General features: G+C 33.1%; 9 protein-coding genes. 1 reads left to right on the plus strand and 8 read right to left on the minus strand.

Annotated elements, in window-relative coordinates:
* Positions 1-48 precede the first annotated feature (48 nt).
* Both J3U19_RS00310 and mprF read right to left on the minus strand, forming a co-directional pair.
* Positions 49-1329: a virulence factor family protein gene (locus tag J3U19_RS00310; protein WP_267345148.1), complete on the minus strand. Its 1281-nt coding sequence runs from the start codon at positions 1327-1329 to the stop codon at positions 49-51.
* Positions 1330-1333: 4 nt separating this feature from the next.
* Entirely contained in the window at positions 1334-3934 is a 2601-nt protein-coding gene (gene mprF / locus J3U19_RS00315) for a bifunctional lysylphosphatidylglycerol flippase/synthetase MprF (RefSeq protein ID WP_267345149.1), read from the minus strand.
* A 373-nt stretch (positions 3935-4307) separates the two neighbouring features.
* Here mprF and J3U19_RS00320 point away from each other — a divergent pair, with 373 nt between their 5' ends.
* Positions 4308-4988, plus strand: coding sequence for an HD domain-containing protein (locus J3U19_RS00320; protein ID WP_267339631.1), 681 nt, complete (start codon positions 4308-4310; stop codon positions 4986-4988).
* Between the two features lie 141 nt (positions 4989-5129).
* Here J3U19_RS00320 and J3U19_RS00325 read toward each other — a convergent pair whose 3' ends face one another.
* From J3U19_RS00325 to J3U19_RS00350, 6 genes are all read right to left on the minus strand, one after another.
* The gene (locus tag J3U19_RS00325; RefSeq protein ID WP_267345151.1) at positions 5130-6053 is read right to left on the minus strand and encodes an AEC family transporter; all 924 of its coding nucleotides are present in this window, start codon (positions 6051-6053) and stop codon (positions 5130-5132) included.
* A gap of 24 nt (positions 6054-6077) precedes the next feature.
* Positions 6078-8732, minus strand: coding sequence for a bifunctional uridylyltransferase/uridylyl-removing protein GlnD (glnD, locus tag J3U19_RS00330; protein WP_267345153.1), 2655 nt, complete (start codon positions 8730-8732; stop codon positions 6078-6080).
* 322 nt (positions 8733-9054) lie between these two features.
* Positions 9055-10185: a class Ia ribonucleoside-diphosphate reductase subunit beta gene (gene nrdB, locus J3U19_RS00335; RefSeq protein WP_416380284.1), complete on the minus strand. Its 1131-nt coding sequence runs from the start codon at positions 10183-10185 to the stop codon at positions 9055-9057.
* Between the two features lie 142 nt (positions 10186-10327).
* On the minus strand, positions 10328-12613 hold the full coding sequence (gene nrdA, locus J3U19_RS00340; RefSeq protein ID WP_267339626.1) for a class 1a ribonucleoside-diphosphate reductase subunit alpha: 2286 nt from the start codon (positions 12611-12613) through the stop codon (positions 10328-10330).
* Positions 12614-12934: 321 nt separating this feature from the next.
* Positions 12935-14332 carry a hypothetical protein gene (locus J3U19_RS00345; protein WP_267339625.1) on the minus strand — a complete coding sequence of 466 codons (1398 nt, stop codon included), beginning with the start codon at positions 14330-14332 and terminating at the stop codon, positions 12935-12937.
* 706 nt (positions 14333-15038) lie between these two features.
* Entirely contained in the window at positions 15039-16427 is a 1389-nt protein-coding gene (locus tag J3U19_RS00350; protein ID WP_267339624.1) for a hypothetical protein, read from the minus strand.
* Positions 16428-17114 lie beyond the last annotated feature (687 nt).

The raw sequence follows: 17114 nt of genomic DNA on the forward strand, positions 1-17114 counted from the left end.
TTTATTATTAATTGGTTAATTTTAATGAACTCATCTAACTTTATTTACTTATAGAATTCGTTTGTCAATTGCTTGCATAATAATTTGCCCTAAATGTTCATAATTTTCATCGAAATGATGACCACCAGGTAATTGGTAAACTTCACCTTTCATCTCTGGTTGTAAGCAACCAGTATCCTCTTTTTCTTCTTCTCCATAGATGCAAAATAATTTATTTGCTGGAATCTGATTCACTTCAGGAGCAGTTTTCATTTCATCACCAGATTGACCAAGCCAACCACTAACTTCTATTTCGAAATTAGCGTCTTTTGAAAAAGCTATCATGATTAAAGCTTGAATACTATGTTGATCTTCCTTAGATAAACGATTGTATAGTGCAGGTAAGATATCACCACCGAATGAATAGCCGGCTAGTATAAACTTAGTCGTTCCCCACTTTTCTCGATATTGTTGCATTAAATAAGTTAAATCTTTAGCACTACGTTCAACTGAACGATGTTGCCAAAATAGCTTTAGTGCATCAACGCCAACAACGGAATAACCATGTGAAGCCATATATTCTGCTGAAACTTTATCTAAATCTCGCCATCCACCATCACCTGAATAATAAAATGTAACGGTATTAGGATGTTGTTGTTTGTTTTTAGCCGGTAATTCTATAACTGGCAGTGGTTTATATTCACCAAATAAAATGGATGATAAATGTGAACTTAAAAGTTCGGTTGGTGATGCTTGATATTCGCCAATTTCAGTCGTTACTTTAATTTGTTTTTGTTGGCGAGGAAAAATTGCCACTTGTTCATCAGGCGGGTTGTTCCAAATTACTTGCCATGCTCCTCGTGTTGCTTGAGCAGGTAAGGGTGCTTCACAATCTTGATTATCCAAAGTGAACTCTATTGATAACGCTTTAGCATCATCATTTTGTTGTTTAGCCAGCCAACGGTAAGCAAAAGCCGCGCCTTCTTCCATACCCGCAACCACAAATTTAGGCTCGTTTAAAATTTTTAATGCTTGATTAAAACGATTTTGTTGTTCTGCACAACTTGCCTGAGGTTTCAATTCAAATTGAACCAACCGAGCACCCATTTTTTGAGATAAATCCAATAATTGTTTTTCAGTAAAATGATCTTTTTGAGTGGCAACAATCATCGCGGCTGCTTCTACTGAATTTTTTGGGTTAGCTAATACTACTGAAAAATTATTGTTTACAGCCACGGTTTTCACAGTTGCATTGCCGCGATTTTTTATATAATGCCAGCTAGTAAATACAAACAAAATAATTAGTAATATGACAATGAATAACAAAAAATAGCGAATAAATTTTTTCATAAAATCAGCTCTTTTTCTTTTTTAAGCCAGTTAATCCACCTGAGATCAGCATAGTGGTATCGATTAAAGCAACAAATGGATCAAGTCCAGCAGGAACTGCCATATAACGCGGCTCCCAATGAGTTGCAAATTTGTCTTTAAAACGACGTAATCCCTGAAAATTATAAAATCGACCCCCACGCCTGAATACTAATGCACCAAACCTTTGAATTAATGGGGCTCCGCGTCTTCTTTGCATGCCTGATAGAGGTACCATACCTAAACTAAAATATTCAAATCCTTTTTCTTTATAGTGCAGAATTAAACCAATCATTAAAAATTCCATGGTGAGTTTAGGAATATTTTCAGCAAATCGCATTAGATCGATGCTAGCTGAGTAATGTTGATTTGTTTCAAGTAAATTTACAAAAGCAATAATACGACCTTCAAATTTGATAGCAGCAATAGTGAAATTATCTAAATATGACTTTGAAAAAGATCCCAGTGAAAATTGTTTCTCTTTAGAATGTTTGCTTTTTAACCATGAATCGGATACAACTTTTAACTCATCAAGTGGAGCCGAACCTGGTGCATAAAATTCAAGACCAAGCCCATCTCGTTGGCATCTGTTCCATGTATAACGAAGATCTTTATATCCTTTAGATGAAAGATCAAACTTTTCTAAATTCACCAAAGCTTCTTCACCTAATTTTATTGTTCGCAAACCAATATCCATATAAAAAGGTAAATTAGTGGCTTTAACTTGATAAAATACAGGACGAAGATGGTGGGCATCGCATAAATCTCTGAAATCCCAAATTAAATCCGCTCGATCCGTGTTATCACCAATTGGATCATACAGTGCGACCATGCTTCTGCCACGTTTGGCATACATAATAAAAGCAGTGTGTGATTCATTAAATAACAGTGATTTATCGCCAGTCATGGCAAGTCCACCTTCTGGCTGAGCTGAATTTAAAATAATTTGATGAGCCTTGGTTAACTCTTCGCGTTTTGGACTGTTTAATATTGGCAAAGCTGGATGAAATAACCAATAGAGCATAATACAAATTAATAAAATAAAACTGCCTAAAGTTGCTCTTAATACTCGTGGTACACGAGTGTCGAGTTCAAATTGCCACCATAATGAATGACTATAAGGTACATCTTGATAGATAAATAATATTAACCATACAAGAACAGCGATTAGACAAAAGCAGACAGCGAAGGATTTAAAAGGAAAAGGCAATACATTTAATCGACTTTTGCGATAAAAAGCATGTCTGAAATGGATTAATAACATCGCGATTGTGAATAACGTGCTAGCTTCTATCCAATGCAAGCCCCGTAAAAGTGAGCAAATACTACCTAAAAACAATAAAATGATCGAAGCCGCCCAAGCAGAATAAAGTCTTCGGCGTACGCCCACTGCCAGTAATACACATAAAACTCCGATTAAACTGGCGACTAAATGAGCCGTATTAATGATTTTATTGGGAATAAAGGTACTGACTAAGTGGTGATTAAATCCGGGAAGAACGCTTGAAAACATCATTACCATACCAGCAAAAAAAACAGCTGCCGCCATAATAATAGCCGCAATACCTGTTTCAGTTTCTTTAACTTCTGGCATTGCAAAAAAATGTTTACTTTCATTTATTAAAAGTAAAAAACTAGCTATAACAAGTGGTATTAAAATATAAATGATACGATAAATAATTAACGCAACAGTTAATGAAGCAGGGCCAATTTCGGATGAAAATGCAGCCAACATCACTGCTTCAAAAATACCTACACCGCCAGGAATGTGGCTCAATACCCCAGCAACTAAAGCCAGAATATAGATCATAATAAAGGTAATAAAATGAGGTTGAACTGGTACTAAAAAGTAGAGAATAGTCCCAGCTAAAACTGTATCGATTAATGTAATGACAAATTGGTGAGATGCAAGGCGCAAATTAGGTAAACGTATTGACCAATGAAATAATTGGAATAATTGGGTATCTTTATTCGGTTTTGTTTCTAATCGATTGCAATATAAAAAGATCAACATGCCAGCATAAAAGCAAATTATGCCACATGAGATTAACACTACATTTTTTTGGGATAAATGCAGTGCTAACATAGTATTTTGAATATTTATTAAAGCAGCTATCGTAGCCAGTAGGGGCAGAGTAAGCCCTAATGACAATGTAACAAATATCGACATTCTGGCTACGTCGATAGTCGTTAATCCTTGTTTGAAATATAATCGGCAACGAATCGCACCGCCTGATAAAGCGGATAAACCAATCGCATTACCAATAGCCGAAGCACAGATACCACCAAGCATTATCACTGATGGTTTCAATTTTACACCTGCATATCGTGTTGCACACCATTCGCAGCCAATAAGCATCAAATAGCTGCCAATAGCAGATAAACAAGCAAGCAAAATGGCTATAGTTGAAAGGTTGTCAACAGCATTTTTTAAATCGCATAGATTAATATCTTTAAGTAAATGCCAGCATAAAATAAGTGCAATAAAAAAGATGGATAATCCAAACAATAACGTTATGATTTGACGATAGCGAGTGAAGTATTCTATCAATTGCCAAGGCAGAACTTTACGCGCTAATATTTTCACGTGAGCAACTCCGATACTTGCTTTAATGGTGTTTTAGATTGGCGCATTCTACCGTTGCAAACTAATGAAAACAATCGTGAGAAACTAAAGGAAATTTAAAAAAACCATTAATCATTAGAATTTTTTTACAATATTTGTCTATTTATTGAGTATTTAATAAACGAATGACATCAATGAATGGAAACGAATTGATGTTTATTGTTAAACACAAATCTAAGAACGTTGAATCATCTAATAACTTAATATTTTCAAGTTTAATTAAATTAATAGCGAATCAATTGTGGTAACCTATTTAAGTTATGGTTAGCATAATCTTTACTAAAACTTTTAAATTTCTAATTTTCTTTTAATTAAATGGATAATCATAAATTAAATGAGCATAAACGAATCAATTGAATTAACAAAAGAACAACATCAGATTGTTGAAAAAATACAAGCTTATGTTAAGCAAAAACTTGCTAATGATTTTTCAGGTCATGATATGGCGCATATTGAGCGCGTAGTTAGATTAGCAAAAAAAATCTTACCTTATGAACCAAAAGCGGATGCCTTTATCGTAATTTTAAGTGCTTATTTACATGATGTTATTGATGAAAAAGTTGTCAATGATGTCCATCAAGCGACAGAACAATTATATTATTATCTGAATTCACTAAACATATTAGATCATAATATAAAAATGATAATTGATATTATTGAAAATATGTCTTTTCGAAAAAATTTATCAGGTAAAAAAACATTATCACTTGAAGGGCAAATTGTACAAGATGCCGATCGCTTAGATGCCATTGGAGCAATAGGTATAGGACGAACATTTTATTATGGAGGTAATAAGCATAATATTATGCACGATCCTACTCTTTTACCAAGAACGGTTATTGATGAAGAAAGTTATAGACGCCCCAATACCGTTATTAATCATTTCTATGAAAAACTGTTTTCATTGAAAGATAGGATGAATACAGAAAAGGCAAAAAAATTGGCTTTATCCAGACATAATTTATTAGTTGCATTTGTTCAACAATTTGAAAAAGAGTGGCAAGGTGAAGATTAATCTTTCTTAGAACAATTTATAGAAAGCTATGGTCTTAACGTCATGACGGATTAACATTTTTAAATGGTATGTCTAGGATAGATGATGACCTTTTTTATCGTTTGATTTAGCGTTCTTTGCTGAAAAGAACGCGACTTTGTATCAAAAAGGGATGGGGGCGTTAACAAGCCATAGTACAGTGGGTAATGTTATCAAACTGAGTAATGTGCTTATTAACGTTGCACTAGAAACCAGTTCAGGGTTGGTATCAAATTGTACAGACATTAAAGTGGTATTAGCTGCGCTTGGCATTGCCGATAACACGATCAATACTTGTTTATAAACAGGTAAAATTGGCATAAAGTAGACCATACACGTTGCCACCAACGGTGAAATTATCATACGGGTTATTAACGAAAATGTAAGTTTAGGATAATCGAGTTGTGTGATCTTTATTTTAGCCAACTGCATCCCTAAAATAATCATAATTACTACAACAGATGCATCCCCAATCATGCCAATGGATGTCATAATGGATTTCGACAAAGGGATGTGGCATAACTGGAAAATAATACCTAAAAGTGCACCATAAGCAACAGGCATACGAATTACTTTATTAATGACATCTTTTTGGCTAACAATGTCACTATGAGAACTCCCTTTTACCGCATAATAAATGCCAACGGTACTCATCACAAATTGCTGTAACACCATCATAATTACACCAAGCTCAAAACCTATACTACCAAAAAATACTAATAGTACTGGGGTACCGTAATTACCGTTATTCATAAAACAAGAGCTTAAAATCATTGCACAACGTTCTTTAGTCGAATATTTCATGATGATTGACCAAATAGAGATGATACATACTAATGATAAGCAGAGTCCTAAAATATAAGAAATATAATATAGGTAATCAATGGTCAAAGTATGGACATAAAAGGTTTTAAAAGCTAAAAAAGGAGAAAGCACATACAGTGACATTTTTGAAAGATTAGCAACGTCAAATTTTACTATTTTCTGAGAAATAAATCCGACAATAAAAATACAAAAAATAGGAAACAAAATAATAAAAAATTGCATAAATTACATCCTGCATTTGAATAATTAATTCAATAATTCAACAGCTTTAATAATCGATTCTCGTAATTGATAACAGGTATTATCATCTAGCGCATTGTTATTTTTATCGGTTAAGATAAATAAATCTTCAATGTGTTCACCAATAGTTGCAATTTTAGCACTACTCAATGATACATCTAAGTTAGCAAATACTTCACCGACACATGCAAGCAATCCGGGTCTATCTAAAGCTATGAGTTCCATGTATGTTTGCCTTTCATTGAAAGCAGATAAAAAATTGACCTGTGTTCGTACCGAAAACGATCGTAACCTTTGTTTAGGTGGTTTAATAGTCACACCTTTGTAAACAGGCTGTTTAAGGGCTTTAGTTAGCGCTTGTATAATGCTTTGATACCTATCGTTTTGTAATGTTTGTCCATTTGGCTCTAATACAATAAAAGTATCAAGTGCAAATCCTTTTTTATTTGTAATAATGAGTGCATCATGAATGCTTAAGTTATGATTGTTAAGTGTATTGCATACAGTAGCAAACAGATAAGGTCTATCAGGTGAATAAATAATTATTTCAGTACCACCGTGATAAGGATTTGGATTGATCGATACTAGAATTTGGTTCAAATCATGTGATAATAAATTTTGTACATGCCAGACAATTTGTTCTGTGGTATAGCGTAAAAAGTAGTCAATACGATAATCTAACCAAAGATTTTTTATTTTTTGTTCATCGTAATTTTGTTTAAGTAAGATAGCTAATGCTTCTTGCTTATGTTGACGAGCAATACTTCGTTGCTCAGGTATTTGATGAATACCGGAATCAAATGATCGTTTTGCTGTTTCATACAGTTGACGCATTAAGCTTTGCTTCCAACTGTTCCAAAGGGTCTCATTTGTTGCACAGACATCTGCAACAGTCAGACACAGTAAATATTGTAAACGTCGCTCACTTTTTACAATTTGAATAAATTCGCTGATAACCGCTGGATCTTGTAAATCTCGGCTTTGGGCGGTTACTGACATAAGTAAGTGATAACGTACTAACCAAATGATTAAATCTGTATCTCTAGGCTCTAATTCGTGTAATTGACAAAAATTTTCTACTAATTTGGCACCGATTTCGGAATGATCACCATGATGACCCTTACCAATATCATGAAATAAACCAGTAATCACAAGTAGCTCAGGTTTAGATAGTTTAGCAAAAACTTTAGAACTATTAGGGTGTCTTTGTTTGCCGGATTCGGATTTATAACTATCAAGCTCAAGCAGTAGGCGAATAGTATGTTCATCTACGGTGTAAGCATGGAACAGATCAAATTGCATCATCCCTGCAATATGTTTCCAACCGGGTATATAAACAGTGAGGATACCATATTGATGCATTGGTAAGATTGCTTTTTTTATTGCATCTGGGTGTTTAATTATTTTCATAAACAGTGATCTTGCTTTGGCATCTTCACTCAGCAGTGTCGTTAATTGTCTTCGTGCTGAACGTAGTTGTCTTATCGTATTTGAATAAAGCCCTATAATTTGTGGATTCAGCAATATAGTATAAAAAAGTTGCATAATCATGACTGGGTCTTTTTTGAACAAATTGTCATCTTTTACATCAATGAGTTTTTCCCTAATTTTGAAATGTTCATCTATATCATAGCTTTTATTTTGTGGATTAAGTTCCAGTATAGATTCATCAAACAGTTGTAGTAACATTTGATTAAGCTCAGTGATATTATGGGCAACACGATAATAATCGTGCATCATTTTTTCGACTGGTGTATTGCCTTCACCATGGTAACCGAGCATATTCGCTATGCTTAACTGACGATCAAACAGTAAGCGATTATCATAGCGCGTTATGACACTGTGTAGAGCAAAGCGCATACGCCATAAGAAATTTCGACATGTCTTAAAGTCTTCAATATCTTCGGGGGTTAAATAATCAAAGTGAGCTATTTTTTGTAAATATTCTTCTCCAAAGTGGCGAATTGCAATCCACTGTATGATTTGCATATCGCGAAGCCCACCTGGGCTATTTTTTAAATCGGGTTCGAGATTATAACTGGTACTATGATATTGTTTATGTCTGTCTTGTTGTTCTTGCACTTTCGCTCGGAAAAAAGCAGCAGAAGGCCAGATCTTATCACTAAAAATGTGTTCACGAAGTTCATCTAATAATGATTGACTGCCAGCTATTATCCTTGATTCGATCAAGTTCGTCATGATGGTGATGTCATTTTTTGCTTCTTGTAGACAAGTCTTTAACGTTCTAACACTATGGCCTATATCTAAATGAAGATCCCAAAGCAAACGAACCAGATCACTGACTTTTTTTTCAATATCTTTAGCAAATGGATGATCACTTAAGATCAATATATCGATATCTGATAATGGATGAAGTTCAATCCGACCATATCCGCCAACGGCAATTAAAGCTATACGATTTTGTTTAAAAAGAGAAGAAACTTGTTCAGGAATTTGAAAATAGCACCATAAACGTTGCAACAGTTGATCGATAAAATGACTGCGTAAATGCACTAAAATATCAATATCGACATTTTGTTCAAATTGTATAACAGACCATTGTTGAAAGTCATTGAGCTGTTGTTTGAGATAGTTAATATTTATCTGTTCATCGCTAAAATTAAGCGGAGAAATAGGGTATAACATATGCGTTTGAGTCATAGTCATCATATTAAATTAGGATGAGTCAATTGTCATATCGTCACCTGATTTTAGATGACTGTCAAGTTACAGTTATTTGAATTGTTTATAAGTTTTAATAATAATTTTATTATTTAATCGATAAAAAAATTATGTGCAAATTAGCTTGTTAATGGATAATTGATTATTAGTATGCGATAAGCGCGTCAATTTAAATAAGAAATACTAATAATCGTTTTGAATGACAAAAAAGATTATTAGTATTTTTATACAGCATTTTTAATGAAAGAAACGATTCTTTTTGTAAAAAAGTTTCAGGTTAACTATACGTTTAAGTAAAAAACTATAATTCAAAATCACTTAAATCGTCTTCATTCATTTCAGAGTCAATTTGCCCAACTAAATAAGAACTCATTTCGGCTTCTTGTGGAGCAACTTGGACATTGTCTGAAACGAGCCAGTTGTTTATCCATGGGATTGGGTTAGATTTGACTTGGAAGGGTAATTTTAGTCCAACTGCTTGCATACGGATGTTGGTAATATATTCGACATATTGGCATAAAATATCTTTATTTAGACCAATCATTGAGCCACTTTCGAATAAGTATCCAGCCCATTCTTTTTCTTGATTGGCAGCTTGCAAAAACAAATCGTAGCAATCTTGCTCACACTCTTTGGCGATTTCAGCCATTTCAGGATCATCTTCACCACTGCGTAGGGTGTTGATCATAAATTGAGTTCCTGTTAAATGCAGAGCTTCATCACGAGCAATAAGCTTAATAATTTTAGCATTACCTTCCATTAATTCACGTTCAGCGAAGGCAAAAGAACAAGCAAAACTGACATAAAAACGAATGGCTTCAAGCGCATTAACACTCATTAAGCATAGATAAAGCTTTTTTTTAAGTTCACGCAAATCAATAGTTATGGTACTGTTGTTAACAGTATGTTTGCCTTCACCTAATAAATTATAGTAACTTGCATAACTGATAAGATCATCATAATAGCCCGCAATATCACCAGCACGTTTTTGAATTTCTTCATTTGTAACAATATCGTCAAAAACAACAGAAGGATCATTAACAATGTTTCGAATGATATGTGTGTATGAACGGGAGTGAATAGTTTCAGAAAATGACCAAGTTTCAACCCATGTTTCGAGCTCAGGAATCGAAATGAGTGGAAGCAGTGCTACATTTGGACTACGTCCTTGAATTGAATCAAGCAAGGTTTGATATTTTAAATTACTAATGAATATGTGTTTTTCATGTTCTGGTAAAGCGGCATAATCAATACGGTCTTGAGAGATATCCACTTCTTCCGGTCGCCAGAAGAAAGAAAGTTGCTTCTCGATTAATTTCTCGAACATTTCATATTTTTGTTGATCATATCGTGCAACATTTACGGGTTGACCAAGAAACATGGGTTCTTTAAGTTGATCATTATGTACATGCGAAAAGGTACTGTAATTCATACTCATAAAATTATTCCTCATTGAGTTGGTTGCTTTTACCGCCACCTTTCGTCATTAGAAAAGAGGGGGGAAATCATTAGGGGTTATTAGCTTCCCCCCTAAATACGATATCAAGTATCAATCTTTCAATAATAAAAGTTAACTAAATTTTACAAGCTCCACCTTCACAGCCATCATCACTTTCAGTTAATGGGATATCACCTTGAATGTCTTCAGCGCCATCACGTGTATTATGATAATAGAGTGTTTTTACACCAAATTTATAAGCTGTCAGTAAATCAGCTAATAATTGTTTCATGGGTACTTTATCATTTTGGAATTTAGTTGGATCATAATTGGTATTAGCAGAAATGGATTGATCTATAAATTTCTGCATAATACCAACTAAATGCAAATAACCTGTGTTATTTGGTATTTGCCATAGCAGTTCATATGCATTTTTTAGATTCTCATAATCCGGCACGACTTGTCTTAAAATACCATCTTTAGATGCTTTAACACTGATATAACCACGAGGAGGTTCAATACCATTAGTCGCATTCGAAATTTGTGATGATGTTTCTGACGGCATTAATGCTGATAAGGTCGAGTTACGTAAACCATAAGTTTTTATTGATTCACGTAATGATTCCCAATCATAATGTAATGGTTCTTTGCAAATAGTGTCTAAATCTCTTTTATAAGTATCAATCGGTAAAATACCTTGCGAGTAGGTTGTTTCATTAAAAAGTGAGCAAGCACCTTTTTCTTTTGCTAAATTATTAGACGCTTTTAACAAATAATATTGCATTGCTTCAAACGTGCGGTGGGTTAAATGATTGGCACTGCCGTCGGAATATTTGACTCCATGTTTAGCTAAATAATAGGCATAGTTAATTACGCCAATACCTAACGTTCGTCGATTGATAGATGAGTTACGGGCAGCGGGTACGGGATAATCTTGATAGTCGAGCAGTGAATCAAGTGCTCGTACGGTAAGATCAGCTAATTCGTCAAAATCATCAAGAGAATCAATTTTACCTAGATTGAAAGCGGACAAGGTACAAAGCGCAATTTCTCCTTTTTCATCATTAACATTATTAAGGGGCTTAGTTGGTAGCGCAATTTCCATACATAAATTCGATTGGTGCACTGGTGCTAATTGTGCATTGAATGGACTATGAGTATTACAATGATCAACATTTTGCACATAGATTCGACCAGTAGATGCACGTTCTTGCATTAGCAATGAAAAGAGTTCAATTGCTTTTACCACACGTTTGCGGATAGTTACATCTTGTTCATATTGATGATAGAGTGTTTCAAAGGTATTTTGATCCGCAAAAAATGCATCATAAAGTCCAGGGACATCAGAAGGGCTAAACAGTGTTATATTTTCGTTTTTAATCAGTCGCTGATACATCAACTTATTAATTTGAACACCATAATCTAAATGACGAACTCGATTTTCTTCAACACCACGGTTATTTCGTAAAACAAGTAAACTTTCAACTTCTAAATGCCATATTGGATAAAATACGGTAGCTGCACCACCTCGTACACCGCCTTGCGAACATGATTTAACTGCAGTTTGAAAGTATTTGTAAAATGGAATGCATCCGGTATGAAACGCTTCTCCCCCACGAATTGAACTACCTAAAGCGCGAATACGTCCCGCATTGATACCAATTCCTGCACGTTGTGAGACATATTTGACAATTGCACTAGCTGTGGCATTGATTGAATCTAAACTATCATCGCATTCAATAAGAACACATGAGCTAAATTGACGAGTAGGGGTTCTAACGCCTGCCATAATGGGTGTTGGTAGTGAAATTTTAAATGTTGACACTGCATCATAAAAACGTTTGATAAAATCAAGTCGGGTTTCTTTTGGGTAATGAGCAAAAAGGCAAGCGGCAACTAAAATATACAAAAATTGTGCGCTTTCATAAATTTCACCTGTAACACGGTTTTGTACTAAATATTTACCCTCTAACTGTTTTACTGCTGCATAGGAAAAAGACATATCACGCCAGTGATCAATCATCTTATCCATTTGTGTAAATTCTTCTTGAGTATAATCTTCAAGTAAATGTTTATCATAGCGTTTACAATCGACTAATTTTTTAACATGTTCAAAAAGAGGGGGAGGAGTAAATTGATTAAAAGCTTTTTTACGTAAATGAAAAATTGATAAACGTGCAGCCAAATATTGATAATCTGGTGTTTCTTGTGAAATCAGATCAGCTGCAGCTCGAATAATTGTTTCATGAATATCAGAAGTATGAATGCCATCATAAAATTGGATATGTGAGCGTAACTCAACTTGCGAAACGGAAACATTCTCTAATCCTTCTGCTGCCCAAGTAATTACTTTATGGATCTTATCAAGATTAATCGGTTCTTTTTTGCCATTTCGTTTAGTGACAAGCATTGATTTGTTCATTTTTCATCCGGTTTCGTATGTGTCCTGTGGAAGGCTATAATAATTGATATTTGTCAAAATATACAATATATAGTACCTATTAATGAATTAATTACTATATGTAGTATGTTTGTTACTTAGTTTATATTATTGATTTTAACAGCTAAAATTGATAAAGCCATTTTAAATGATGAATCTTTTCAGATGATACAATAAGGATAACGAGATGATAACTAAAATAACAAAAATATGAGGATATAAGACTTTATCTATGAATGATTGTTTAAAGTTATTATTTAAAAGTTAAAAAAAAGCTCTATTAATAAATAGAGCTTAAAAAAATTACTCTTGTGTTTGTGCAGGTACTGAAACACATACACCATTTTTTGCTTCTGTGTCGACGGGACGACAATGATATACACCTGTATCTATATGTATGTCACACACTTTTTTCCCCCCTTGTTCTGTTCGTTCCCATACATAAAAGTATTTGTAAGCTCCGCCTGCATGAGGCGCAAAAGAACCAGGATAAGTTTTTTGACTTGCATCACCCCATTCACTGATTAATCTACCGATTTCTCGTGTAAATTTCACGTCATTTTTCGCTCCCACAACAGCATTACTTATTTCTTCAGCATAAGTTAACTGATAATGACCAGGTTTTTTACTGCACTGTTCAATAACTTTCGCAACGGGAGCTGTCAATGAAATATAATTGTTATTGGTAATATTTTGTTGCCAAGCATCATACCATTTGGTTATAGTAAAGGCATAGTGAATTGCTACATTGGTTTTTTTATTTACTCCTTCAATAACAACTGAATATCCTTTGCCAGATCCACCCATAACATGTTCCCAAGCTTTTTTTACATCTTGAGCATCTGGTCCTTTGAACAATACGGTTACGACATTGGCATTACTATAGTCAATAGTAACAAGTTCACTACCTTGTTTTACACGCCAATTATAATTATTGACAAGGCCATTTTTAGATAAGATTAGATCAAATTTAGCACCATAAAAGCCAGTAGTTGGAAAGTTTTTTGTTGGGTCAACAATGGATTGAGTTAAAAAACCATTGGTTGAATCCCAGTGTTTTTTATCACTAGTTAAGACGGCAGTTGGTTTTAATTCTGGTTTTGCATAACAGATGCCTACATCTTCAATGAGTGTATATGTTACTGATGGCTGAGTTTTGATAACACTGTTAGGATAAGTATTATTATCTGGATCACCGTATTTAGAAAATAAAACTAAATTGGCAGAAAGCTTCACTTTAAAAGGTGCATATTTTTTTTCAGCGACCAATGAACAAAATGTATCATTGTTTTTTGGTTTAAATTCAATCTCTCTGTTGCTAGCATCCGTATAGTACCACACCATACTAATATCGCCATCAACTCCGAGATAATCTAATTTATCACCATCCCTATCAAAAAATTGTTTATCGTCTGGCTGTTTAATTTTTGCTGGTTTTATCTTATCTTTAAATGGATAGCTAATTGGAACAGGCATATTCGCTAATTCATTACCGTAATAATTATGCTCATCAATACTCAAACCAAATAACTCCAAATTCTCAATATTCAGTTCCATTTCTTGTGTTAAAGATGGACGACTACCTTGAATTGTTTGCGCTGTTTGAGATGTAAAATATCCATAACTGCTGGTAGAGAATTGCAACAAAAGTAATGTACATGTAATGCTTTTTATATGACGGCTAAAAGTTATTAATTTCATTATTTTATTTCTTTCATTAAATATTTATTGGAAAAAAGAAGGTTTATTTACATAAACTTTTCTATATTTACAAATAGTATAACTTAATTATTAAGTTTAGTCGAAAAGAAAATAAAATTAAATATGAGAATTTACTATTTAAATAATCATTCATTTATTCATATGATTAACGGATATATTGTGTTAACAATCGAATGAAAAGCTTTCTAAAATGATAATGAAGTTAATGGTCACTGATCAGTACTTTGATAATTTTTAGTAAGAAATGAATTAAAGAAAGAGATAAAAGAAAAAAACGACAATTTAATTGATAATGACCATCTTTTCATAGATGCTAGGTGTTATTTACAGAAACATAACTGAGTTACAAGTTTTATATCAATTTACCATCACCAATTTATCTTCAGTATCTTCATATTGGCAAGGATATTTAACATGCTGTAAATTTTATCGCAATATGTATTGTTAAATTCATTCAAAAAAGATCAAACTGAAAAATAGATCATTAAAATGAATAAAATTCTATCAATCATTAAATTACAGAATTTTTTAATAAAAATGCATTGTTATTAGAAATTAATTTATTGATTTGATGATGAAGTAAACAATACGATAGGTATCGAAGAATAGAATAATAAGTTGAGTGACAATGACCATCTTTTTTCGATGGTCATTTGATTTAAATAGAATTTACCGCATTTAGATATTAAGGTCTATAGGATGCACAGACAGCATTTTTTAGTTCTGTGTCAACAGGACGACAATGATATATACCTGTATCAATATGTATGTCACAAACTTTGTTATTACTTGGTTGTTCTACATAAAAGAATTTGTAAGTACCTGCTACATTCGGCGCAAAAGATCCTGGGTAATTCAATTGATCCACATCACCCCATTCGCTAAATAAAGTCCCTATTTCACGCGTAATATAAATAGTCTTAGCGGTATCTGGTTCAATAGCATTCGTTACATCGGAAGTTTGACTTAAACGGTAATGACCCGGTTTTTTCTTACATGCTGCAACAACTTTCGCAACGGTATCTATTTTTGCATAATAAATGTTGTTGATAACAGTTTGCTCCCAAGTATCAAACCATTTGGTAATGGTAAAGGCATATTGGATTATTTTACCGGTTTTAGTGTTTTTTCCTTCTATAACAACTGGATATCCATCTCCTGAGCCACCCATAACATGCTCCCAAGCTTTTTCTGTATCTTTTGCATCAGGTCCATTGAAGATTACTGTTGGTATATTCGTTCTAGCATCTTTGGTAACTGTGACAAGATCATTACCCTGTTTTACATTCCATTCATAATTGGCATAAAGGTTTGTTTGAGATAGGATTAGTTCAAATTTAGCACCAACAAAACCGGTATTTGGAAAGTTTTTTGTTGGGTCTGTATTTGACTGAGTTTTGAACCCTTTTTGGGCAATCCACTGATCTTTATCGCTTGAAGGAAGATTAGGTCTTAATGATGGTTTTGCAAAACAAATGCCAATATCATCTATAACAGTAAATGTTGCCGATGGTTGATTTTTAATAACGTCATTAGGATAAGTAGTATGATCAGGATCACCAGATTCAGAAAATAAAACTAAATCTGTAGATAATTTAACTTTATAGGGCGCAAATTTTCCTTCTGCTGACAATGAACAAAATGTATCAGTGTCTTTGGGTGTAAAGGCAATGTCGTTATTTCTTGAATCTGTATAGTACCATTGCATTTTAATATCTTTTGACGGATCTGCAGGTAAAATGTACGATAATTTATCACCGTCCCTATCAAAATATTCATTTTCATTAGGTTGTTTAATTTGTGCAGGAATAAATCGATTTTTAAATGGATGATTAATTGGAACTGGCATGCTAGCTATCCCTTCTTCACCATAATAATCTTTATGATCAATACGTAATCCAAATAACTGTTTTAATTCGCCATTATTTAGTAATTCGTTTTCTAAGTCTTCTGATAATCTTGGTTGTGTTCCTTGTATTGTTTTAGCTGTTTCGATGGTCAAGTTAGCATAACTTAACTGAAAAAAAGGTAATAGCAGTAAAGCATACCTAGTTGTTTTTAAGGATCTGATCATTGTATTCACTTTCATGTTTAAAATTGTTAATTTTATTATGTAATTATTTGTTTTATATATTAGTTTATTTTAATTAATGATTCGATAACCTGAATCATTAATGAGCTGATTATAATAAAAATAATATAGCTAGTCGATCAATTATATCTAAAACTACCGTTTTTTTTTAATTTTTGTCAATTATTGTGTATTTAAAAAGTAAATATTAGCGATATAACCCTTTTTAACAGGTAAAAATGAACATGATAGGTATAATTCACTGTCTTACATCTGATGAAATATATTCATAATAAACAATAAGTTTTTTAATTTTTTGTTTGCTTAAAATAATAGAAGTTATTGTCCATACCCGAGTAATATTTCGTAATGTAAATGATACCCATTATTAACGGTATCGAGTCACAGGAGTTTTAAAAATATACTTGAAAATGTTAATGCCTTTTAGGATCGTAACTTAGAAAATGTTATAGCCTTTTTGCTGAATTAAAGATGAAAATATAGGGAAAACAATAGGTTTTGACGATTGAGGGTAATCAATAAATTGTCAATATCATGACTTTAGAGTTGATATTAGTAAACAAATGTTGAATTGAAAGCGTTACTAAATTTAATGCACTATAAGTATTTCCCAATGATGAATAGCAATATATTTCTATATAATTGGAAGTCATCATTTTGTCATAATAT

The organism is Gilliamella sp. B2828 (assembly GCF_026537125.1).
GTDB lineage: Bacteria > Pseudomonadota > Gammaproteobacteria > Enterobacterales > Orbaceae > Gilliamella.

What these genes read in the sequence shown, in the direction of transcription:
- J3U19_RS00310 (WP_267345148.1), bottom strand. Translation starts at nt 1,329, where the DNA reads ATGAAAAAATTTATTCGCTATTTTTTGTTATTCATTGTCATATTACTA.
- J3U19_RS00320 (WP_267339631.1), top strand. Translation starts at nt 4,308, where the DNA reads ATGAGCATAAACGAATCAATTGAATTAACAAAAGAACAACATCAGATT.
- J3U19_RS00325 (WP_267345151.1), bottom strand. Translation starts at nt 6,053, where the DNA reads ATGCAATTTTTTATTATTTTGTTTCCTATTTTTTGTATTTTTATTGTC.
- glnD (WP_267345153.1), bottom strand. Translation starts at nt 8,732, where the DNA reads ATGACTCAAACGCATATGTTATACCCTATTTCTCCGCTTAATTTTAGC.
- nrdB (WP_416380284.1), bottom strand. Translation starts at nt 10,185, where the DNA reads ATGAATTACAGTACCTTTTCGCATGTACATAATGATCAACTTAAAGAA.
- nrdA (WP_267339626.1), bottom strand. Translation starts at nt 12,613, where the DNA reads ATGAACAAATCAATGCTTGTCACTAAACGAAATGGCAAAAAAGAACCG.
- J3U19_RS00345 (WP_267339625.1), bottom strand. Translation starts at nt 14,332, where the DNA reads ATGAAATTAATAACTTTTAGCCGTCATATAAAAAGCATTACATGTACA.
- J3U19_RS00350 (WP_267339624.1), bottom strand. Translation starts at nt 16,427, where the DNA reads ATGATCAGATCCTTAAAAACAACTAGGTATGCTTTACTGCTATTACCT.